General features: G+C 68.5%; 20 protein-coding genes and 2 pseudogenes. 16 read left to right on the forward strand and 6 right to left on the reverse strand.

The features are described 5' to 3' along the window. Window positions 1-122 precede the first annotated feature (122 nt). Window positions 123-539, reverse strand: a pseudogene (locus BM070_RS11485) (error-prone DNA polymerase); the annotation flags it as partial. Between the two features lie 481 nt (window positions 540-1,020). Between BM070_RS11485 and BM070_RS11490 the strand changes: the two are divergent. The 6 genes from BM070_RS11490 to BM070_RS25150 all read left to right on the forward strand — a co-directional run bounded on the left by BM070_RS11490 (window position 1,021) and on the right by BM070_RS25150 (window position 7,143). Next, window positions 1,021-1,731, forward strand: a complete 711-nt coding sequence (locus BM070_RS11490; RefSeq protein ID WP_059400410.1) for a hypothetical protein — start codon at window positions 1,021-1,023, stop codon at window positions 1,729-1,731. Between the two features lie 295 nt (window positions 1,732-2,026). Next, window positions 2,027-3,322, forward strand: a complete 1,296-nt coding sequence (locus BM070_RS11495; protein WP_139222809.1) for a hypothetical protein — start codon at window positions 2,027-2,029, stop codon at window positions 3,320-3,322. 202 nt (window positions 3,323-3,524) lie between these two features. Then, window positions 3,525-4,316 (forward strand): hypothetical protein, encoded by a 792-nt coding sequence (locus BM070_RS11500; RefSeq protein WP_059400412.1) that lies wholly within the window; start codon window positions 3,525-3,527, stop codon window positions 4,314-4,316. Window positions 4,317-4,325: 9 nt separating this feature from the next. Next, window positions 4,326-5,150, forward strand: coding sequence for a hypothetical protein (locus tag BM070_RS25145; protein WP_242455313.1), 825 nt, complete (start codon window positions 4,326-4,328; stop codon window positions 5,148-5,150). 140 nt (window positions 5,151-5,290) lie between these two features. Next, complete coding sequence (locus tag BM070_RS11510) at window positions 5,291-6,190, forward strand: hypothetical protein (protein WP_059400413.1); 900 nt, start codon at window positions 5,291-5,293, stop codon at window positions 6,188-6,190. Between the two features lie 443 nt (window positions 6,191-6,633). Beyond that, complete coding sequence (locus BM070_RS25150) at window positions 6,634-7,143, forward strand: hypothetical protein (protein WP_242455314.1); 510 nt, start codon at window positions 6,634-6,636, stop codon at window positions 7,141-7,143. A gap of 51 nt (window positions 7,144-7,194) precedes the next feature. On the opposite strand, the gene BM070_RS11520 is transcribed toward BM070_RS25150, so the two are convergent. Continuing rightward, window positions 7,195-7,620 carry a type II toxin-antitoxin system PemK/MazF family toxin gene (locus tag BM070_RS11520; protein ID WP_059400414.1) on the reverse strand — a complete coding sequence of 142 codons (426 nt, stop codon included), beginning with the start codon at window positions 7,618-7,620 and terminating at the stop codon, window positions 7,195-7,197. Beyond that, window positions 7,617-7,886 carry a hypothetical protein gene (locus tag BM070_RS11525; RefSeq protein ID WP_059400415.1) on the reverse strand — a complete coding sequence of 90 codons (270 nt, stop codon included), beginning with the start codon at window positions 7,884-7,886 and terminating at the stop codon, window positions 7,617-7,619. The genes BM070_RS11520 and BM070_RS11525 overlap by 4 nt, the downstream gene beginning before the upstream one ends. A gap of 132 nt (window positions 7,887-8,018) precedes the next feature. Here BM070_RS11525 and BM070_RS11530 point away from each other — a divergent pair, with 132 nt between their 5' ends. The 10 genes and pseudogenes from BM070_RS11530 to BM070_RS11575 all read left to right on the forward strand — a co-directional run bounded on the left by BM070_RS11530 (window position 8,019) and on the right by BM070_RS11575 (window position 16,418). Further along, window positions 8,019-8,354, forward strand: coding sequence for a hypothetical protein (locus tag BM070_RS11530; RefSeq protein ID WP_059400416.1), 336 nt, complete (start codon window positions 8,019-8,021; stop codon window positions 8,352-8,354). Window positions 8,355-8,395: 41 nt separating this feature from the next. Then, window positions 8,396-8,674 carry a hypothetical protein gene (locus BM070_RS11535; RefSeq protein ID WP_059400417.1) on the forward strand — a complete coding sequence of 93 codons (279 nt, stop codon included), beginning with the start codon at window positions 8,396-8,398 and terminating at the stop codon, window positions 8,672-8,674. 117 nt (window positions 8,675-8,791) lie between these two features. Beyond that, window positions 8,792-9,526, forward strand: coding sequence for a hypothetical protein (locus BM070_RS11540; protein WP_139222810.1), 735 nt, complete (start codon window positions 8,792-8,794; stop codon window positions 9,524-9,526). After that, the gene (locus tag BM070_RS11545; RefSeq protein ID WP_139222811.1) at window positions 9,523-10,479 is read left to right on the forward strand and encodes a hypothetical protein; all 957 of its coding nucleotides are present in this window, start codon (window positions 9,523-9,525) and stop codon (window positions 10,477-10,479) included. Before BM070_RS11540 ends, BM070_RS11545 begins: the two co-directional genes overlap by 4 nt. Before the next feature lie 144 nt (window positions 10,480-10,623). After that, window positions 10,624-12,426, forward strand: a complete 1,803-nt coding sequence (locus BM070_RS11550) for a helix-turn-helix domain-containing protein (protein WP_059400420.1) — start codon at window positions 10,624-10,626, stop codon at window positions 12,424-12,426. A 159-nt stretch (window positions 12,427-12,585) separates the two neighbouring features. Further along, window positions 12,586-13,626, forward strand: a complete 1,041-nt coding sequence (locus BM070_RS11555; RefSeq protein WP_059400421.1) for an N-6 DNA methylase — start codon at window positions 12,586-12,588, stop codon at window positions 13,624-13,626. Between the two features lie 249 nt (window positions 13,627-13,875). Beyond that, complete coding sequence (locus BM070_RS11560) at window positions 13,876-14,379, forward strand: DUF7694 domain-containing protein (RefSeq protein WP_059400422.1); 504 nt, start codon at window positions 13,876-13,878, stop codon at window positions 14,377-14,379. 41 nt (window positions 14,380-14,420) lie between these two features. Then, window positions 14,421-14,945 (forward strand): hypothetical protein, encoded by a 525-nt coding sequence (locus BM070_RS11565; RefSeq protein ID WP_059400423.1) that lies wholly within the window; start codon window positions 14,421-14,423, stop codon window positions 14,943-14,945. Between the two features lie 592 nt (window positions 14,946-15,537). Next, window positions 15,538-15,747 (forward strand): annotated as a pseudogene (locus BM070_RS25160) (diflavin oxidoreductase); the annotation flags it as partial. Window positions 15,748-15,884: 137 nt separating this feature from the next. Continuing rightward, entirely contained in the window at window positions 15,885-16,418 is a 534-nt protein-coding gene (locus BM070_RS11575; RefSeq protein WP_175518477.1) for an adenine nucleotide alpha hydrolase family protein, read from the forward strand. A 94-nt stretch (window positions 16,419-16,512) separates the two neighbouring features. Here BM070_RS11575 and BM070_RS24205 read toward each other — a convergent pair whose 3' ends face one another. The 3 genes from BM070_RS24205 to BM070_RS24210 are packed head-to-tail and all read right to left on the reverse strand — an operon-like array spanning window position 16,513 to window position 20,611. Then, window positions 16,513-17,229 (reverse strand): hypothetical protein, encoded by a 717-nt coding sequence (locus tag BM070_RS24205; RefSeq protein ID WP_172739423.1) that lies wholly within the window; start codon window positions 17,227-17,229, stop codon window positions 16,513-16,515. A 9-nt stretch (window positions 17,230-17,238) separates the two neighbouring features. Further along, a complete protein-coding gene (locus tag BM070_RS11585; protein WP_047783224.1) occupies window positions 17,239-20,088 on the reverse strand; it encodes an HsdM family class I SAM-dependent methyltransferase in 2,850 nt (949 codons plus the stop codon). Next, window positions 20,081-20,611 carry a hypothetical protein gene (locus BM070_RS24210; protein ID WP_103738758.1) on the reverse strand — a complete coding sequence of 177 codons (531 nt, stop codon included), beginning with the start codon at window positions 20,609-20,611 and terminating at the stop codon, window positions 20,081-20,083. Before BM070_RS24210 ends, BM070_RS11585 begins: the two co-directional genes overlap by 8 nt. Window positions 20,612-20,711 lie beyond the last annotated feature (100 nt).

Below are 20,711 nucleotides of genomic sequence, written 5' to 3' on the forward strand. Positions count from 1 at the left end.
TGAAGGAGACAGCGCGCGAGGTCATTGTGGGCATCGCCGGCGGCACGCGGCGCGGCGCAGCGCGCATGCCCGCGAAACCGCCCCAGTACGCGGGCGGTTCGGGTGGCGATGCGGCGCGGCCTTCAACGGAAATCCCGCGACGTCGTCGCCAGCCGCCCCAGCAGCGGCGTGAGGTCGGCCAGCCGGTGCGCGACGAGGTTCTTCACGTCGCCCTCGCGCTGCCATTTCCCGTACACCGCGGCCAGGCGCGAGCGCAGCACCTCGGGCCGCTGCTTTTCCCGCAGCGACTTCCACACGGTGACCTGCACGTTGCCGGTCTCGGCCTCGAGGCTGACGAAGATGGTGCCGTTGGCCGCCTCCGGCTGCCGGCGCACCGTGCCGATGCCGGCGCAGCGCACGAAACGGCCGTCGGGCACGTCCTCGAGGTCGGCCGCCCTGGCCAACTGGCGCCGGGCCAGGGCAGGGCGCAGCAGCGCCAGCGGGTGGCTGCGCAGCGTCAGGCCGACCGTGGCGTAGTCGTGGCCCAGCTCCCCGCCCTCCCTCCAGCGCTGCGGGCAGTGCCGGTGAGGGTGCTGCGGTGGTCGATCACCTTCCGCACGCCGCGGCGCTCGTCCCGCTGAAACAGTGCGCCGCCGCCGTGACCACCCGGCGTGCATCGCCCGGGCGTGGTGGCGGGCGTCCGCCAGCCGCGAGGCCCTGCGTAAGGATTGAAGGAAGTGGTGGCCAGTGATAGAGTGAACGCGCTTGCGGTGCCATGCACCGGCGTGGGCAAGCTGCCAGCCCGCTGGTCGATCCAGCGAATCGCAGCCCTCAGAGACCACGGACTCCCGCCCGTTGTGCGACCCCGCCGCCCTTCCGATGGACGGCCCGACACCCGACCCGCGGCATCCCTTTCCAGGATGGCCCGTTTCTTTGTGTCCCGCGTGCCTGCGCATGCGGGATCGTCTTACCCTTTCCGCGGGAAGCTGCCACTTCCCCGAAGGGATCGGCGTGGCCCCGCGCGTTCTTCAAGGAGCCACCATGACCCATCCCGAATCGAACCCGGGCGCTTCCGGCACTGAGCCCCGCGAGGTGCCTGCGGGCACAGCACCGCCGTCAGCGGCATGCGCATGCCCCGAGACCGCCGGTAGCCATCGCGCCGCGGCCCTCGCGGCGCTGCGGACCGATGGCCTGGCCATTGGCGAGTGCATCAGGACGCTGGCCGTCCCCAATGACGATCCCTACGTCACTGCGGCCCGCGAGGCCATCCGATGGGACGACGACGTGGAGATCGACGACGAGACGACCACCTCGGTCGGCGACGGCGGCGCCTGGGTCCTGGCGTGGCTGTGGGTCAGCGACCACCAGGCCGGCGTTCTCTCGCACAGCGAGATGCTGGAGGAACTGGCCGAGCACGCGGGCCAGGCCCTCGCCGCCGTCCACGGCCTCGACAAGGAGACCTTCGCGCTGCGCGAGAACCAGCTCCTCTGGCTGGAGGAACTGGTCACCCACCATGCCGAAGAGATCGATGCGATCACGTCGGTACGGCCCACGGCCGAACCCGGCGCCATCCTGTGGGTCGACGAGACGGGGAGCGCCCTGTGGTTCGTTCCTTCCGAGGCGCTGCTGCATCTGCTTGGGCTCGCCAGGAAGGCCGGCCTGGCGCCGAAGCTCGCCGAACATTGCGAGCGCTTCTGCGCGCAGTACGGCAGGACGCTGGACGCGGTTCTGACCGTGATCCCGCTGGGCTGATCCGGTCGGGACAGGCACAGGCGCCGCCGGCGTTGCATCGGCCAATGCCGGATGGCCTCGATTTTTCCGGGCTGGGCTTGCCTGCGTACGCGGCGGCTCGGCCCGCCCTGGCCGGCGCCTGCCGGCCTTCGCTCTGGGCACCGGACCGCCGTGCGCGGACCGGGCGCCAGACCTTCATCGCCGTCCGACGCGCCGATCGGGCGCCGGACATGTTTCAACCCCCGCGGGACGCACTCCCGCAGGGGGCGGCCCCGCGACCTGTTCAATGGGACCGTCAATGAACAAGCACCAAGTCATGGCTCTTTCCAACCTGCGGCCGGAGACGGTCGTTGCCGTGGAAGGAGTTCCGTTCACCAGCCGCGCGCTGGCACTGCCTGGCGTCGAGGCAGCACGCGAGTCGCTGTCCGAAGTCGCCCCCGGCGGCGCGGCCGATGCGGACGAAGGGATCGACGTCAAGGCCGGATGCCGCCTGGAGCCCGACACCGAGGCCCGCATGGTCGTGATGGAGCAATTCATCGTGGCCGGCGGCCTGTGCCACGACGACGATGCCGGGCACTGCAACCCCCTGACCGAAGACCAGGGCAACGGCAGCCTGTACCACCGCGGGCGCCGCGCGCGCCCTGGCGAGGAGGCGTCCTTTTTCGAGGCGCTGGGCCGCGACGGCGAGGGCAACAAGGACCTCGCCGCGGAATGCGTGTCCGACCTCCTGGCCGGACAGGTCTGCGCGTCGATCCGTTCGAACCGTTCGCTGATGGCGACACTCGGCAATCTGCTGCGCAGCCGTGGCCGGGCGGCCGCCAGCTGGGACGCGGTCCTCAAGACGGTCGCGCAGGCCATCCACCAGGAAGGCTGGGCGTACGCGCTGGACTACGTGGCGCAGTGGTTCCTCGACGTGCCGTGGTGGGCCGAGCTGCCGCAGGCCTGGCGCGACAAGCTCAAGGACCTGTCCAGCCTGCTCGACGAGCGCGAGGCCGAGGCCGCGTGGAAGCGCGCCCGCGCCGCGGGCCGCATCGGCAGCCCGCTCGCCGTCCTGCTCGACATCTACGAGCATGGTGGCGTGGTCTACAGCGTCGCGGGTCAGGGCATGCAATGCCCCTGGGACACGACGCGCGGCGGCGCCATCTGGGTGCCGGACCAGCAGGCCGAGGACAACATCCGTTGCAACGTGCTGCGGGCGCTGGGCGGCGGCGAGGTGCGCTGGTTCGGCGCCACCGGCGGCGGGAACGAACCGCCGGTCGTTCGCCATTCCAACGACGGCGGGCACACCTGGGACGGTGACCATGCGACCGAGGCCGGCCCTCTGGCCGCGTGGGCCGACGCGCGCGGCCTGAGCCTCGCGCCGGCCGAGCTCGCGGCCACGCTCGCCGAGGAGGCCACGCGCTACTGCCAGGCCGTGCTGGAGGAATACAACGCCTGGGTCAACGGCGAGGTCTACGGCGTCGTCGTCTACGTGCTAGACCGCGCCACCGGACGGCGCATCGAGGACCGCGACGAGGAATGCTGGGGCTTCATCGGCCATGCGTATGCCGAGGAGACCCTGGAGGACACGGTGCTGTCCACGGTGGTGCGCCTGGGCGCCGCGGCGCACTAGCCGCGCAACGGCTGCCGCGGCCGGCCACTGTCCCATCCGGGGCGTGGCGCCGTGGCACTTCACATCCGTTCAGTCCCGGCGTACGGGCTGGGCACAAAAGGCCGTAGGCGGCAAGGCGCCGCCGCGGCGTCATCGATCACCCCCCGGGGCGCCGTGCCCCTCGGGGGCAGGCCGCCCCTTCACTTCCTGAAGGAGAAATCACATGAGCAACGACATGAGAGATCTTGTCGACAGCCTCCTGGCGTACGCGCTGAGGTACGCCGCCGACGACGGCAAGGCCGCCAGCGCCAGTTGCTGGGACCTGGTCGCCCAGGCGCGGCGCTGCCTGCGCGAGACCGAGCACCAGCGTAGGCCGGGCGAGGACGCAGAGGATGCCGAGGCGAACCGCGGGACGGCGCGCGCGCGAGCGCTGAACGCGCTGCGCCGCGACGGCCTGACCATCGGCGAGTGCCTCCAAGTGCTCGCCGCGCCCGAAGACGACCCGTATGTCTCGGCGGCCCGCGAAGCCACGGCGTCGAACGCGGACATCCGGATCGACGTCCACACGGCCACGGCGCGCGGAGAGGGCGGCGCGTGGGTGCTGTCCTGGCTTTGGATCAGCGACCGCCAAGCCGGGGTGCTTTCGCACAGCCAGATGCTGGAGGAAGTGTGGCGGCGTGCGGGCGACCTGCTCACGGGCGCGCACGGGCTCGATGACGGTACGGCGTGGCTGAGGAACAACCAGGTGCTCTGGCTCGACGCCGTGTGCGCCAGGTTCTCCCGGGAGATCGACGGCGTCGAGGCCGCCCGGCCCGGCGCCGGATGCGGCCCCATCGTGTGGGTCGATGAGCGGCGGCGCGAACTGCGGTTCGTGCCCTCGGAGGCCGTGCTGCAACTGCTGGCGCTGGCGCGCCGGGCGGGGCTCGAGCGCCATGTGGCGGAGCACTGCGAGCGCTTCTGTTCGCTGCACGGCCGCGCGCTGGATGCGTTGCTAGCTTCCGTCCCGCTGCGCTGACGCGGCGCAATGAACAAGGAGATGGACATGCCTCGATATGGCGTTTTTCAAGATGGCGGTCGCTATGACGACCTGGGCACACTCTGCGAGGCGATCGGCCTCGCAGAAGAGTTGATGGGAGGCATCCCGGTCGGCGAGTGCTCGACCTTCACCGTGGAGCGCGACGGCCGACTGCTGGCGAGCGTGACGAACCGCCGCATCACCGGGACCTTCCACAAGGAATACTGGAGCGCAAGGGAGGAGGCGGTGGAGTGCGAAGCGCTCGAGTTCGACGCGACCGGCCACGTGCTACGCATGGCGGGCGGAGAGCTGCGCGCGCTGCGCGACAACCGGGATAGCAGCGACGCGGTGGGGCAGGCGCACGTGGCGTGGAACGGTCCTTTCCGGGTCACCCTCGTGGAATCGGTGTGCGAGTTCTTCGGCGTGGACGACGTGGCGGACATCACCGACGAGGCCCTCGCGTTCGCGCGCTGGCGCTGGTACGAGGAAGCGCCGGTGAAGGCCTGCGTCCATCTGACGGTGGCGCTGCAGGTCCGCGTCGCGGCGGGAGCGAGTCTCGCCGAGTTCGTCGGGCGCCTCGACTGGGGATTCCATTCGCGGACCGTCGGCGTCTCGGTCACCGACGCGGAGATCCTCGGCGCGGAGCAGCCCGGGGACCCGGACGCCGCCGCCTTGTCCGAGGACGAGATCGCTGACTTCCTGTGCCGGCGAATCGAGAACGGTGAGCTGGCCGCCGAGGACATTCCCGTGCGCCTCGCACGGTACGGGCTGATGCAGCCGCTCGCCTTCGTCGAGGAGATGCGGGAGCGCATGGCGTCGGAGAAGGGCGGATAGCCGTCCCTGGCAGGACATCGACGAACCGTGGATCCCCCGCGCAGCTCGGCTGCCGGGGGATCGTCGCGTCCGCAGGCGCCGCCGCGCTTGAAATGAAGGCGGCGCGCGGGAGACTGGACGCGCAAAGGAGCCATCCGGCCATGTCATCCATCCTCAGCTTTCCAGAGCGCGGCCCATGGGGCAACGCGCGCTACCGGGGCAATTGCTCCGGCCATGTCTACCGCGCCTTGTTCGAGATGCTGCGGCCCCGCAGCTTCTGCGATCCCATGGCGGGCAGCGGCACCTCGGTGGAGGTGGCGCGCGAGCTAGGCATCCTCGCCCACGGCCTGGACCTGCGCATGGGCTTCAACGCGCTGCGGCACTCGATCCTGGCCACCATCGGCGGCGAGCCCGTGGACGCCTGCATCTCGCACGTGCCCTATGGGCCCATGATCGTCTATTCGGGCGAGGTCTGGGGCACGCAGGCGCATCCGGACGACCTGAGCCGCTGCGCCGACGACGAGGACTTCCACGAGAAGCTGCAGGTCGTGCTGCTCAACCAGCGCGCCGCCGCGCGTCCCGGGGGGCACTACGGCACCATCATCGGGGACCGTCGGCAGGGCGGGCGCTATGTCTCCTACCAGGCCGAGGCCATCGCGCGCATGCCCTCGGACGAGCTCGCGGCTGTGCTGCTGAAGGCGCAGCACAACGTGCGCAGCGATGCGCGCGCCTATCGCGGCATGGCGCTGCCGCGCATCACGCACGAATACATCCTGCTGTGGCGGCGCCGCGAGACGACGGTGTTCGGCGTGCTGCGCGGACTCGCGGCGGGGGCGCACCAGCGGCTGCGCTCGACGTGGCGCGCCATCGTCCACCTGTGCCTCATGCAGTTGGGCGGGCAGGCGGAACTGGCCACGCTTTACGAGGCCGTGCGCGGCGCGGCGGCGAACCGCTGCGAGGCGAACCCGCATTGGCAGGCCAAGGTGCGCCAGGTGCTCAATCGCTCGGAGCATTGGTTCGAGTCGCCCGGGCGGGGCGTCTGGCGGCTCAAGGACGCCTGAGGCTTCGCGAGGCAGCCGCGCGCGGCGGAGGTGATCTTGTCCGCGGCGCCCGCGCGGTGGCCGGGCCGTGGAAGAAACACCCCGGGCGCAATGCATGCGGCCCGGGGTGGCAAGACGCTCCGCAGTGGCGGCGGAGCGCGGCCTGCTCGGGGAGGAAAGCAGGGGGCTCGGCCCGGTGCCGATCGTAGCAGCGGCATGGCCGGACCAGCACCCTTCGGACCGTTGGAGCCCCGAAGGCGGTGGGCCAGCGGGCCATTCGGGCGGGCGCGGGTGCGCCCTTGATGGCGCCGATGCCGGGGCCAGACTGGCCGCATGACCATACCGTCTCGCTCCACCAAAGCCCCTGCAGGGAACCGCCGCCCGCCGACGGCGGCAGCGCCGCGCACCGCGGTGCGCCGGCCACCGGGGCCGTGCGCCGCCGACGCGCCGGGGAGGTGACCGCCATGGGCTATCTCAATCCCTTGCTGCGCTTGCCGGCCGCGCAGGGCCTGCAGGCGCTGGGTGCCCCGGAGCGTGCAGCGCTGGCGCGGCTCCTGATGGATCTGCGCGCCCAGGCCAACGACGAGGCCGAGAACGCGTGGCGCCGCCGCAAAGGCCCCATGGCCTGCTATTGGCGCGCGGTCGCGACGTATGCCCGTCACATCGCCCACGTGCTGCGCATGCCCCGGCGCCCGCGCCGCAGCCACGGTGCGGATGCCACGATGGCGCTGCCCAAGATCCACGCGGCCGCCATGACCGCGCAGGACATCGTCGCCGTCTTCGAGGACCTGTCGGTCCGCAACCGCAACCCGCCGCTCGACGAGGCCGTCGTGGGGCTCGCGCGCTGGATGTCGCAACGGCGCACGCGCCTGACGGACGAGGACTTCACGGCGCTCGCCGCCGTGGGCGGCGCGATCTACGAAGCCGCGCTGCAGCACCGGATGGCGGCCGGGTCGTTCCCGTCGATCCGGTGAACGGCTGGAGCCCCGCCCAGGCGGGCGAAGTCCGGAGAGTCGCGACGGGCCTCAGAAGGCCTTGGGCTGACTCCTGGCCTCCAGGATGGCCGACTGCAGTTTGCGCTTCACCACGGCGTCCTGGAGGTCGAGCCGGCCCCGCCGGGGATGTTTCGGCGTCTTGCCAGGCGCAGGCGCGAACCAGGCATCATCGAAGGGCAGCCGGTGGTGGTTGACCAGGTCGAACTTGGTGGCCTTGGTCAGGCCTGTCTTGGCGCTGGCATCGATCACGAACTCGCCCGGATACACCGCCGTCGTGTTCTGCGAAGTGGCGTACGCCACCACGACGACGGAACCCGCGGGATCGTCGGCCGCTTCCTCGACCTGAAGCACCAGGGCCGGCCGGTCCTTGGGGCCCGGCACGCCCACTTGCTGGGGAAAGCGGCATTCGACGATGTCGCCGGGCTTCGGGCGGGGTGTCCAGTAGGTCGCGCTCACAGCAGCGAACCGATGACCCTGCCTTTGCCCTTGGGCTCGGCCTTCGCGATCGCCTGGTGCTGGGTCCGGGTGAGCGGCAGGAGCTTCTCCGTGTCCTGCTCGACAAGCACCTCGTCCCTGAGCCTGGCGAGCGCGTAGAGAACCGTCTGGGTCTCGTTGAAACCCAGTTTCCTGGCAATGGCCTTCAACGCGTCGCGCGACACCGTCGTGAGGGTGTCGTCCTTGAAGTTCAGCTTCAGCGGCTGCTGGCCGGTGGTGGTGGGCATCGCACGATCCTTGTCATTTCGGTATATGCATAGGATATATATTTTTAGGGCATCCTGCAAACCGCCCGCCACCGGGGGACGTCGAGCGCGGACAGGGGCCAGGGCTATGATCTTTCCAGTGAAACAAGGGGTATGAAGATGGCGGATACCAGTGGGCCGGACGCCTCGACGCAGGAAGAGGCGCAGGCGCAACGATGGCTGGACGAGCTCCGGCGCGAGGTGCGCAGCGCGGCCGAGGGGCGCACGTCCGACGTGCAGCGGGGCGCCGAATCGCCGGCCGTCGCCGCCGCCCTGTTCGACAAGTTCGGCGGCGGCATCTGTGCGGCCGCCCATGTCCTCGGCCTTGACACCGGTGGCCTGCAGCGCGAGGTCGATGCGCTCGCCCGCCAGATCGATCCCGACTTCGATGCCCATCCCAAAGCGCGCTGGGCGGCGCGGCCGGGGGCGTTCTCGTTCGAACGTGACTAGGTGAGAGGTGCCGAGCGGGGTGGTCGGCCGAGGCCGGGGCCGTGAACGCTGGCGCGCTCGACGCCTGGCTGCAGAACCAGGGCTACCGCCAGTTGCGGCGGATCGGCGGCGTGGTCTGCGGCGTCCGTCGCTTCAACTTCACCTTCGGCCTTGTGGTCGGCCTCACCTGGGAAGGCTACGAGCGCCGCTATTGCTACGGGCACGGACAGGACGCGCTCGCGGCGCTGGGCGCGTGGGACGGCGAGGACCATCCTTGCGGTCCATGGATCAAGTGCAAGGGCGCCGGCATCGACCTGCTCAACCCGGCCCTGCAGGTCTGAGGGCGGCTGCGGAGCGCCCACCGCATCGGGAAAGAGGCCGGCGCGCGGGAACCGGCCGCATGCGCCCTTGAAGGCGCAAGGCGAGGCGATAGCCTGGAAACACACAGGAGCCTCGCCATGCCATCTTCCCTTCTCGATCTTCCATCGCGCGACGCGCCGGCCAAGCGCCCGCCCTGGCCCGACTGCACGACGCGCAGACAGACGCCCTCATCGGCGCCGTCCGCACCCTGCGCGCACCCCGGGGCGTTGTCGGCCAAGCAGGCGCACCCGCACCCGCGTGAGGACGGGGTCGTCCCGCCGGCCGCCGCGCAAGCGTCCCTGCGCTGCCGCCTGTGCACCTGCATCCTCGGTGCGGAGGAGGACGACGACCCCTCGCTGGCGCTGTGCGGCGCCTGCAAGCGCCGGCCCGAGGCGCGCCGCCTGGGGCTGGGCCAGCCCGGCGCCTCGCCGCCCACGGCGCCCGCGGCCCTGGCCGCGCGCGCGCCGTCGGCGCCTGCGCGCGAGTTCACCGAAGCCGAGCGCGCGCTGATCCGCAAGGTGCACGGCTTCATGCCGGCCCAGCAGTTGCTCGCGCTGCTCAACGAGCGGCTCGCCTGCGACCTCGGCCCCGATGCCACGCCGTACGGCATGGACCAGCTGCATGCGCAGATCGGCACCTTCACGGCGGCAGCCCCTGCGGGCGGCCACGGCTGGGCGGCCCAGCGCAAGCTGATCGCCCAGGCGCGCCGCTCGGGGCTGCTGGCCGCCATCACGGAGCAGGTCATCGACGACTTCGCCGTGGTGTTCTCGCTGAACCCCAAGCAGGTGCTCTGCCTGCGCGACACGCTGCTGCAGCCGGAGGACGGGCAATGAACCACCCTATGGTCCCCCACGCCGTCATCCGGCGCGAAGAGATGCTGACCGCGCACCTGGACCTCGGCGGCGCGCCGATCGACCTGGCCGAGTACGCCACCACGGGCCTGCTGGCGGTCGCGGTTGGCCCGCGCGGCATGGGCAAGACCAATGCCGGCCTGCTGATGGCCGAGCAGCTGTCGGCCCAGGGCTGGGTCAGCGTGCTGATCGACCCTGAAAGCGAGATGGAGTCGCTCTACGGCGCGGCGGTGCGCGACGCGGAGCATCTGGCCGCGCTGCTGCAAAGCCGCGCGCAGTCCATCGTCGTGGTCAGCGCGCGCGATGCCACCGCGTTCCTGCCCTATGGCCGCGCCATCCTCGACGCGGCCGAGCGCATCCGAAAGCCGCTGTTCGTCGTGGTGGACGAGGGACAGTTGTTCAGCACCGCCAAGAAATGCGCCGAAGATGCGGGCGAGGCCGCCGGCATCATCAACGAGTTCGCCGGCCGGGGCCGCAAGCGCGCCCTCGACCTGTTCATCACTGCCTTGCGGTACACCGGCACGCTGCACCGCACGCTCTTCGCGAACAAGAACCTGACCTTGATCGGCTGCCAGGAGGACGCGACTGCCTGGGCGGCACTGGCGCCGCAGTTCCGGGCATCGCGCATCGAGTTCACGGACCTCAATGCGCTGGCGCCGGGCGAATTCTTCTGTCTCTCGCGCCGCGGCGTCGAGAAGGTGCGCATGCCGATGGCGCAGGCGTTGGCCAGGGTGGCGCCCAAGGCCCGGCCCGTGCGCCGGACCCTGCCGGCCACCTTCAGCCAATGGGACCGCGCCATGCGGGGCATCCCGACCGGGCGCCTGCAGGCCTTGACCGATCCGGTGGTGGGCCTGCTGGGCGCCATCGCGGGGCTGTCCACCCAGCAGATGCTGGCCGGCGCTGCCGCGCTGCAGGACGAACTGGAGACGCGATGATGGAACGGCACGATGCTGCCGCGCTTGTTCCGGGCGGCGCGGACGAGGAACCGCGCTGGGTGGACTTCGTGCTCGCGCACGGCTGGCGCGCGGCCGTGCACCATCTGGCCACCGTGCTCGGGGTCGCCCGAGGCGGTCGCGTCGGTGCGGCGGACGGGCGCCTGCGAGAGGCGGGACAGGCCGCTCGACTTCGCCGAACTGTTCGCCCTGCGGCACGGCCGCGCTCCGGCCGAGGAGGAATGGCCCGCGCCGCGCAGGACGGGGCGGGGCGGCTACGAGTGGCAGGCGCCGGAGGTCGCTCTGCTGGCTGGGCTGGTGGGCCAGCTCGGGACGGAAGAAATCGCGCAGGTGCTCACGGCGCGCCTGCGCGAACGCACGGGCGATGCGGCCGCCGAGCGCACCGCCGTGGCCGTGCAGGGGCGCGTCCATCTGATCGGCCTGCAGTCGGGCGACGTGCTCGGCGGCATCACGACCACCGAGGCCGGGCGCGAGGTTGGCTCGACGGCGCTGATCCACCAGGCCATCCGCAGCGGCGCGCTCGCCGCGCACAAGGTCGGCCGCCGGCTCGTGATACCGCACGCGGCCTGGGCCGCCTGGAAGGCGCAGCGCGCCGCGCCACCCGAGGGCTTCGTGCGCCTTGCATCCCTGCGCGAACCCCTGGGCATCCGCAGCGACAAACTGTCCGAGTTCGCGCGCATGGGCCATGTGCCGACGGCCCTGCGCTGCAACCCCTTCGGGGTGCCCGGGCCGTCCACGCAGTTCGGCACCTGGCACATCGCGGCCGACATGGCGCGCCAGCTCATCGCGGACCGGCGCGCGGGCCGGCCCATGCCCTGGCATGGCAAGCCCCTGGCCGACAACCTGCGGGCCACCTGGCGCCGGTGGCAGCAGCGGCGCCACCCCGAGGACTGCGCGACCTGCCGGGACATCTGGGGCGTGCAGGGGGCGCCGAAGGACTTCGACGACTTCGCGGCGCGCTACCCGGGCCTGGCCCAGGGCGCCAAGCGCCACCTGACGCGGCCCTGGACGCCCGGAAGCACGGTGGCGGAGGTGGCCGCGGCGGCCTGCTGCCCGCAGAGCCACGTGCGCCGCGCCATCGCCAGCGGCGTCCTGGCGGCCGCGTCCTGCAACGGCACGCTCTACGTGACCCGCACCGACGCCACGCGGTGGATCGCTCGCCGCTGCCCCAGCGGCGAGGGAGAACGGTCCTGGATCGCGCTGGAGACGGCCTGTCGCCAGTACCTGTTCACGCCGCGCGAACTGCGCCAGCACATCGCGGCGGGCACCCTGGGCTCCAAACACGGCACGGAGGGCGCGATGCGCGGCAGGGACTACGTGCTGCGCCAGCAGTGCGCGCAGTTGCGCGAGCGGCTGGGGTTCAGCGAAGCGGAGGCCGCGCGCCGCGTGGGCGTCTCCATCGAGCGCCTGCGCGTGCTGCTCGACGGGCTCACGTGGCGGACGGCCCGGGGCATCCCGCTGGTGACGGTGCAGGCGGCCATCAAGCGGCGGGAATCCCAGGAGGGCCACACGCTGGAAGAGGCGGCGGCACTGCTGGACGTGCCGCTGGCCTGGGTGAAGGCGCGCAAGCGCGACGGCACCGTCCGCGTGGCGCAGGCGCGCTGGGACCGGCGCCGCCAGTACCTCACCGGGCCGATGGTGGAGCGGCTGCGTGAAGCGCTGCGGCATCCCCAGGCAGTGCGCGAGCCGCAGGCCCCCGAATGGCTGAGCCTGGGCGCCGCCGCGCGCGAGGCCGGGGTGAGCGCCACAACCATCCAGCACTGGGTGAACGCAGGGGAGCTGGCGTACCGGGGCACGCCGGGCCAGCGGCGCTACCACCAGGAGGCCTTGCGCGCACGGGCCCGGCGCCACTGGGCCACCTGCCGGTTCCACCGCGCCCGGCGGCCGGCGTGGCTCGAGTGCGCGCAGGACCCGTCCCCGACCCCCTGAGCGGCAGCGCCGGCCTGGAGCCGCCATCGGCGCTGTCCGATGCGCCGGCGTCCAGGCCACGGCCCTGGCCGGGCCCCGCCGGACGCGGGGTTGATCCGCCTGCTTTGCCTTCGAACCTGTCTCCGACGCCTCGCCATCGCGAGGACGAAGGAGAACGTGATGAAGCAACACCCTTCCGGCCGGGAAGGCCGGGGAATCGAGGATCCACGGCGCGAGCTTGTCGCGCTGCTGCAGGGCATGGCGCCGCGCTGGAGCGTTCGCGACGTGTTCGCCGACTTCATCGAGCTGTCGTGCCTGTCGATCAGCAACGCGGTGGACAAGGCCCAGTTCGACCAGCGGGAGGCCCGCTACCACGACATCGTGAAGAAGTACCCGCGCGAGGACTTTGAGCGCTTTCCGCGCATGCTGGGGTACCTCTCCCTCGCGATGGAACAGTGCTGCGCGCAAGGCGAGTTCGAGGACCTGCTCGGCAGCCTGTACATGACGCTGGACCTGGGCAACGACAGGGCGGGCCAGGTGTTCACGCCGTTCCACGTCTCGCAGCTCATGGCGCGGGTCCTCGTGGGGGACGCGGCCGCCGCCAGGGGCGAGGTCGAAGCCAATGGCTTCGTCGACGTCATGGAGCCCGCCTGCGGGGCAGGGGGGATGGTGATCGCGATGGCCGACGCGCTGCATGCGGCGGGGCTGAACTACCAGCAGGTCCTGCACGCCACGTGCGTCGACATCGACGTGCGGTGCGTCCACATGAGTTTCCTGCAGCTCGCGCTGCTGCACATCCCGGCCGTCGTGGTGCATGGCAACTCGCTGAGCGGAGAGGTCTGGAGCCGGTGGCATACCCCGGCCCATGTGCTCGGCGGCTGGCGATACCGCCTGCAGCGCCGGTTCGCCAGCGAGGAGGCATCCGCGCCCGAGGGGCAACCGGCCGCCGGAGCCGGCACCGGCGAGGTGCCGCGGCATGGGGGCGATGGAGGCCACGGGGCTTCGGCGTCGGCGACGCGCACGCATGCCGCCGCCCGCGAGCCGGGCTCCGCGCCGCACCTGCCACGCGCGCACGTGCAGAGGCTGCTGTTCGGGCCTGACGGCACCCAGGATACGGCGCGGCCGCCGCCCGGCGGGGTTGAACCCGCGCGCAAGCGCGGGAAGCTTGGGCAACGCGGCGACAGCGGCCGCCCCGACGACGAAACACCCCCTTCATCATGAACACGACCCGATTCTGCGAAGAAGTGCGGCGCCTGCTGCAGGCCGATGGCTACGAGGTCCACCGTGGCCGGCCGGAGGACGGCGCCGATCTGGCCGGCGCGTGCTGGTTCACCTGGATGCGGCCGGGCATGGCTAGCGCCGAGGTCGGCCCCACGGTCGCAGGCGAGCGGGAGGCGTGGGCAGCGGCGCTCGCACCGCCTGGACAACAGCGCCATCGCGCTGCAGCGGCTCGAGACGCCCCTGCCGCCGATGGGCCCCTTCGAAGCCGCGCGCCTGCCCGATGGCGCGTTCAATCCGCGTGTGCTGGCCGCGCGCTTCGGGATCGACGTGGAAGCGGCGCGCGCGCAGGCTGCGGCGCTTAGGCGCCAGCGCGTCTACGTGAACGAGCGCTACCAGGTCAACGTCCAGCGGATCGCGGCGCCCTTCGGGCCGGACACCAGCGACATGCTCTGGCTGTCGATCAAGCGCCGCGACCGCGCGCCCATCCACGACTGGCGCGATCTGCAGCGGATCAAGAACGCCATCGTCGGCGAGGAGCACGAGGGCTTCGAGGTCTATCCGGCCGAGTCGCGGCTCGTGGACACGGCGAACCAGTTCCATCTGTGGGTCTTCGCCGACCCCCAGGTGCGGCTGCCGGTCGGGTTTCGCACCCGCGAGGTGATGGATGCGCGCGCCGCAGCGGCGCAGGGGGCCCGGCAGCGGCCGCTCGATGGCGCGGCCCCTCCCGCGCACGCTGCCAAGGATGAGGACTGAGCGGCCGCGAGGCCGCACCACCACACATAGGAGCATTTGCCATGGAAATCAGAATCACGGATGCCGACGGATTCGGTCGCCTGTCGCCGAAGGCGGACCTGGCCATCGTCGTCATCACCCGCGCCGACATCGAGGCCTTCCGCGTCGGCAGCACGGTCGAGCGGCTCCTGCTGTTCAGCGATGACGCGAACCAGGTGATGCGCTTCGCCGGCCGCATGGTGATCCAGGTCGAAGGCTACGACGACGATCCCCGGCCGCTGCCGCTGATCCCCGAATGCGTGCGCTTCTTCCGCGCGGTCGATGCGCAGTGGGGCTATTGGCTGCACTTCCTGCTGCCCCTGCCCGACCAGTTGAAGCTGATCGTGCTGATGCTGGTGGACGCGGAGCCGCAGCCCGGGCAGGGCGCCGCGGTCAGCTACCGGATGCGCGCGCCCGAACAGCTGGGCCGCGTGATGCACCGCCTGTTCCATGCGATGAACACGTTGCACGAGACCTTCGACGTGCCGCGCGCGCTCAATGAAGCGATGACCGAGGCGCTGGTGGCGGCGTTGGAGTTGCCGGGCTGACCCCGACCCCGGTCCTCAGCCTGTGCGTGCACTCGCCGCAGCAGCTTTCGCGGCGGGTGATGCTGATGCTGCTGCAGGTCGTGGAGGGTCGCACCGACGGCCTGTAGCCGCCGCCAGCATTCCGGTGCAGCGCACCAAGCCGGGCACTGCCGCATGTCGGCTGCTGCGTTCTGGTGCAGCAAGCGCAGGCTTGTCGGTGTACCGGCGCTATATCCGTGGAGGTATATCGCTGGCACAAGTCTTGCGACACCGGATCCATGATCTAGGCAGATCCATGGACCTCGCCCGATGTTGGGCGTGATTCAGGCAGGACAACGGCGTCCGCACGTTCCTTCATCGCTTCAGCGCGGTGGTCAGGAAGGTGCGGACGCGTTTTTTTTGCGCATTCGACAGGCTGCTGTTGCCGACCGCCGCAGGACCCCCTGCGCCGCGCGCAGCGGCTCTCCGGGAGGACGGGATGAACTCGGCGACCACGACCTCGGTGAAGACCGTGTGCCCCTATTGCGGGGTGGGCTGCGGCATGGCCCTGGACGTGCAGGGTGGCAAGGTGGTCAAAGTCTCCGGCATCAAGACCCACCCCACGAACTTCGGACGGTTGCGGGAGCAGGGCGCGCTGCTGTGGGCCTGGTTGCAGGAGGGCGCGCACTTCTATGTTTGCGGCGATGCCGGCCGCATGGCCAGGGACGTGGATGCAGCGCTCCGGCAGATCGTGCAGGAGCATGGCGCCATGACGGCGGATGCCGCCACGGACTACCTGGCCTGTATGTCGAGAGACCGGCGCTATGCCCGCGACGTCTATTGAGGAGAACGTGCGCTGCTGTTCAGAGCGCGCGGGACGACAGCCTCCCTGCAGCCCCGGCGGCAAGCTGGAGGCGAATGAGGAGGGCGCGCGTGCGGGGCCGCCCTTGAATGCGCGCTGTTCGCAGGGATGCTGGGAGCATGACAACCCGCCCTGGCTCCGTTCCCGCACCGCGCTTCGACATCGCCCGCGATCCCATGATCGACGCGGCACTGGCGGAGCACGCGCCGGCCTATGTGGGGGTGAGCGGTGGCAAGGACAGCCAGGCGCTCGCGTACCGCGTGTGCAGCCATCTCGACGCCATCGGGCATATGGGGCAGCGGGTCCTGATCCACAGCGACCTGGGCCGGATTGAGTGGAAGGATTCGGCGCCGGTGTGCGAGCGCCTCGCGCAAAGGCTGGGCTGGGAACTGGTGACCGTCCGCAGGCCGGCCGGCGACATGGTGGACCGCTGGGGGGTGCGCTGGGAGACCAACGTGCGGCGTTACCGAGCGCTGTCGTGCGTCAAGCTCATCATGCCGTGGAGTTCGGCGTCCTCCAGGTTCTGTACCAGTTATGGGGAACGAGACATTGTAAATAGCGCATGCCCCATGTCGAACTGCCATCCTCGAGCAGCAGCAAACGCAATTGGATTGCGACCTTACGGTCGGAGGCGAAGAGGAAGTGTGAATTGACACGAGAGTGTGTGTTGGAACCTCGTGAATCTGTTGGATTCAGCAGTGGGAGCAGGTGTTCACGGCTTTGCAAACTTTCAGCCCGGTCATCGCACTAGAGCGTCATCTTCACCCACAGGTGGCGCAAGTGGATTGAAGGCAGACTGTTCCGGCTATGCACTGACTCATGTACCGCAATGCCGGCCGTGGGGTCTTGACCATGAGTTACCAGCGCATCGGCGACCGACCAGCCGGGAGTACCACTGGTGTGTAAGTCATGAATCCAGCCACTGATCAAAGCAAGCCAATGATCGAAGCTTTGTTCCTGCACGTACGCGATCAAGGCTGCACGAACATGCGCAGCACCATGCTTGCCCTCCTTGTAGCGTTGGATACCTCCACCCACTCCAACGCGTGTCACGACGTATTCGCGCTCGTCTCGTCCCGAGCCGACGGGAATGGGCAGTCGCTTGCATTCAATTGGCAAAATCGTCTCGAAATCACTGTAGCTCCGACCTTGCACGATCAGCGCATCGCCTGCAGCCGCAGCCACGAGATCGATCTTGCGCGAGACATGTGTCTCATCAGCTTCCTCCACACGAAATTGCAGGCAATCCCAGCCTGGAGTCTTGCGTGCTGCACTGTTGAGGTGGGCGCACAGTTGCGACGTAAGCATCGTCTCGCTGGTGCGTAGAGGTCGATCAGGCCGGTCTCGCCAGCGGGGGAGCTGTCCGAGAATAAAGTCCAGGATGGCGGCACGAGATTGGCCTTCGGCAAGAAACCCCGAGGCCAATTGGCCCAATGCGTGAGAGGTAGATCCGTCCGCCAGCATCGCGCCTCGCTAGTAGCCCTGGGCCCGCAGATCTGCCAAGATGTCATCGGCATCGCGCAGTCCGACGGAGCGCATCCAGTAGCGCAAACGGTCAGGTTTCAGTATGAACAGGAAACGGTGGTCATACAGTCGGCAGATGCGCGTGAGAGCCAGGTGCTGGTGCGATGGTGCGTGCAGCAAAGCCGAGATGCGGTCTCGCAGTTCTTCCGCCCCTGACCAATCGATCTGAGCGTCGCCAAACGCGTAGGCTTGGCACACCGCACCCGACCAACTGAACTGGCCACGCAGCCCGAAGCTGGGTGACCCGTATAGTGCGTTGACCTGATTCGCCAGAACCTCCGCGTACACCTGGAGGTCTTCATCGGCGACCTGGCGCATCGCTATCGACGATTCCCCCAGCCGTATCAGATCCGACTGGTAGTCCACGATGTCGTCGACCACGATGCGCTCGTTGTCGCTCAGATCGAACGATCCGTCAGCAGGGTATGGAATCGAGTAGATATCGTCGGCCTGCAGCGCAGTCGCCTTTTGAGCGAACAGCCCGGGGCTGGTCAGAGCCAAATAGGCCCGCAGAGTGCGCTTTTCGGCGCTCATCCAACGATCAATGGCGTTGAGCTTTGGCAAGTCCTTCTGCGGCGCGCAGAAGCCAACCATCCGCTGGCTATACGTTAGGTAGTGCCCTTGCCATACTGCGTGGGCGAGGTGCATCTGTTCACGCACCAGCAACATTGGCGGGGTGAAGCGTCGCTCGGTATACGCCGAGCGGAAAAACTCGTCTTTCAGGGGCTGAATCTGGGACTCGTCGATGCCGCTTGTCGTCAACGCCTTGGAGGGCAGATAGGGATGTCCTGTTAGATGGGGCGCGCGCTTACGCTGGACTTTTTTGCCAACAATGAAGCCTTCGCCAACGTCCCAATCCCGCTGTTCCGCATATTGGCGCAGCGTGCGCATCTGTGCTAACCGGTTCACAAGCGACAAGGTTCGACCGCCTCCCAGGAGGTTTGCACGCCAGAGGCGGTCGTTCGTCTGTGCAACGCGATATGGCACGACGTGCAGGTCGTAGTAGTCCAGATCCAGTCCCTGCTCGGCGTCAATGCGGCCGGTTCGGCGGAACGTTGCATGGAGCAAAGTGGCGGTGTCGGGACGGACTCGCTTTTGCGCCACGACAACAATGACTTTGGTATCGGCATCGCCCTTCTGGAAAAGGCCACGCACCGAAACGAAGTCCAGGATCTCGCGCACCCAGTAGCGCTCCAGGTACTGCTGCCGAAACGCGAGCGCATTCTGGTTGTACAAAAAGTTGTACTGCTGCAGCATGGAGATCGTTGCACCGTCCTCCATGATCTCGCTGGCCTCGTGCAGAAAGAGGTAGCCCGCCTGCTTGTCGGGGAGTTTCTTGTGATGCTCGGTTTGATACCGTGCATAGGCCCGTTGGGTGGCCGGTGTCTGCAGTGTGGACGCGAACGGTGGATTGCCCAGGACGGCCCCAATTCGGGCCGGCAACTGCCCGGCCTCTTTGGCTGCAAAGAAACAGCCATGATGCAATGTCTGTTGACGCAGGTTCGGGAACAGCTTGATGCTGCGCCGGATCTGTGCCGGCTGCAAGGCGTCGCACATGGCCAAGCACAGGCTGAAACCGGCGAGTTCGACGGCGTCCTCCTCAAGATCGACCCCATGGACGAAAGCCAGCAAGCTCTGCAGCACATGCTTGTCCGGGCGCCGCCACTGATGACGCAGGCGCCAGTGCAACACTAGGCGCTTGTAGGCCTCCACCAGGAACACGCCGGAGCCGCAAGACGGATCCAGCACCACTTGGTTGTGCGAAGTGATGTGGTCAAGTGCATCCCAGTTCAGGGCTTCCTCCACCAGGAACCGCACTAGGAATGGAGGGGTGTAGACCGAGCTGTCCTCGTTCTCCACAAACAACTGGTAGATCTGGCTGATCAACTCGACCGGCAAGTCCCGGAACGAATACAGATCCCACAGCGACAGCTGGCCCGTCTGATTCTCACGTGCTTCGATCATTCGAGCGAAGCGCTCCAACTGCTGGGTGCTCAGAAGCTTGTCCACTTCCGACGGTTCCAGTGTGAACACGTTGCCGTTGAACCGGTCTTCCAAGGCTGCAAGCAACTTGACCAGAGCCGGTCCGTTACCCAAAACCTCGAAAAAGCGTTGTGCATCGGGCTGAAAAGCTGCAAAAAAACCTTCGCCGAAAACGCCTCGTTGTTCTAGGTAGGCAATCAGCAACGACAGGATCAACAACCGGCGACGCAAACGCTTCGGAAGAATGTTCTTCTCGTCGAGATAGCTGCTCAGCCGCTTGAACGCATCGAACAGGCTTTTGTGTGCTGCCTTGCTGTTCGACAGAAGCAGGTCACAGGTTGCAGGATCCGTCCACAGTGTTCCGCTACGGATACTGTCCTCATCCCACCAGGGATCGAGCTCTATTGCCGTAGCCAGATCCAGATACTTGATTGGGTTGCACTGGATGCGCCCGTCATCAGTGAGAAAGTCGGGACGATGCGCACAACGGAACAACTGCAGCAATCCTGGCGTACGCCGATACACCAAGGGCACGCCACCCCAACTCCAGAGCATGCGGTGACGCTCGGCAAACTCCCGATCATCAGCCAACGTGTTGACGCCATAGATGAAGGCTTGCGCCGAGGCACGTCTACCGTGCTGTTCAATCTCGAAGAACACGGCGTCAGCCCCGTACTCGGCTGCCTTCTCCATGGTGGCGACTTCTTCGGGTGGACGGCCATCGGGCAGGTAGCCGAGTACCCGCACAAGCCCCTTTACTTGTGCGCCGGTGTCTGGTCGCAGCCAAGCATCCCACCAAGGCGGACGATTACCCATGGTTCGACCGCTCTCGATGTCGAGGCACCATCTCACGCGCGACACGTCCTTGACGTCCGACAGCCTTTGCGGTGGCGGGGTTGTGTTGCGTGCCAGTGGCGGAGAGTCCCACGTCTCGCTGTACCAGCGGCGTCGGTAGTAGATAGGAGTCGATGGCCAGGAAAATAGGTCCCAGCGCGACAACCAAGCCATCGTCGATCAGAGGTGCTGTATCGACGTATTCGCATGTTGCATCGTGGGCCCGCAAGATCAAGCAGGCCTGCTTGCTGACTTTGCGCGGTGCCGTCAAGCTCGCAGCGATCGATTCGCAGAGAGCAGAGACGATGCTTCTCCTAAGACCATACACCGTCTCCAGCCGACAGAGCACCACCACCAACATCACATCATGGTTTGAGTACACGCGAGCCACCCGCGCCTCAGCATGCCTACGCGCGAAACGTGGCAATTCAGCCAGCAGCCCGCGCATCTGGTCGCGCGAGTAGCCCGTGAGTTCGCACAGGTCGCTGATGGTTATGGATCGCATCTGCGTATTTTACACGCAGACATGCGTATGATCAACGCAGCTCTATGCATTTGCAGCGCAGAACGGTCCGGTTCTGCGAGGAGTGATATCTCCGTTCAGA

This window comes from Paracidovorax wautersii, from assembly GCF_900113035.1.
Taxonomy (GTDB): Bacteria; Pseudomonadota; Gammaproteobacteria; order Burkholderiales; family Burkholderiaceae_C; genus Paracidovorax; species Paracidovorax wautersii.

Bases quoted from the DNA above. Each gene is read 5' to 3' on its own strand.
- BM070_RS11495 (WP_139222809.1), top strand. From the start codon at position 2,027: ATGGCTCTTTCCAACCTGCGGCCGGAGACGGTCGTTGCCGTGGAAGGA.
- BM070_RS11560 (WP_059400422.1), top strand. From the start codon at position 13,876: ATGGGCCCCTTCGAAGCCGCGCGCCTGCCCGATGGCGCGTTCAATCCG.
- BM070_RS11555 (WP_059400421.1), top strand. From the start codon at position 12,586: ATGAAGCAACACCCTTCCGGCCGGGAAGGCCGGGGAATCGAGGATCCA.
- BM070_RS24210 (WP_103738758.1), bottom strand. From the start codon at position 20,611: ATGCGATCCATAACCATCAGCGACCTGTGCGAACTCACGGGCTACTCG.
- BM070_RS24205 (WP_172739423.1), bottom strand. From the start codon at position 17,229: ATGCTGGCGGACGGATCTACCTCTCACGCATTGGGCCAATTGGCCTCG.
- BM070_RS11500 (WP_059400412.1), top strand. From the start codon at position 3,525: ATGAGCAACGACATGAGAGATCTTGTCGACAGCCTCCTGGCGTACGCG.
- BM070_RS11530 (WP_059400416.1), top strand. From the start codon at position 8,019: ATGAAGATGGCGGATACCAGTGGGCCGGACGCCTCGACGCAGGAAGAG.
- BM070_RS25150 (WP_242455314.1), top strand. From the start codon at position 6,634: ATGGGCTATCTCAATCCCTTGCTGCGCTTGCCGGCCGCGCAGGGCCTG.
- BM070_RS11575 (WP_175518477.1), top strand. From the start codon at position 15,885: ATGACAACCCGCCCTGGCTCCGTTCCCGCACCGCGCTTCGACATCGCC.
- BM070_RS11540 (WP_139222810.1), top strand. From the start codon at position 8,792: ATGCCATCTTCCCTTCTCGATCTTCCATCGCGCGACGCGCCGGCCAAG.
- BM070_RS11545 (WP_139222811.1), top strand. From the start codon at position 9,523: ATGAACCACCCTATGGTCCCCCACGCCGTCATCCGGCGCGAAGAGATG.
- BM070_RS11510 (WP_059400413.1), top strand. From the start codon at position 5,291: ATGTCATCCATCCTCAGCTTTCCAGAGCGCGGCCCATGGGGCAACGCG.
- BM070_RS11525 (WP_059400415.1), bottom strand. From the start codon at position 7,886: ATGCCCACCACCACCGGCCAGCAGCCGCTGAAGCTGAACTTCAAGGAC.
- BM070_RS11565 (WP_059400423.1), top strand. From the start codon at position 14,421: ATGGAAATCAGAATCACGGATGCCGACGGATTCGGTCGCCTGTCGCCG.
- BM070_RS25145 (WP_242455313.1), top strand. From the start codon at position 4,326: ATGAACAAGGAGATGGACATGCCTCGATATGGCGTTTTTCAAGATGGC.
- BM070_RS11585 (WP_047783224.1), bottom strand. From the start codon at position 20,088: ATGGGTAATCGTCCGCCTTGGTGGGATGCTTGGCTGCGACCAGACACC.
- BM070_RS11490 (WP_059400410.1), top strand. From the start codon at position 1,021: ATGACCCATCCCGAATCGAACCCGGGCGCTTCCGGCACTGAGCCCCGC.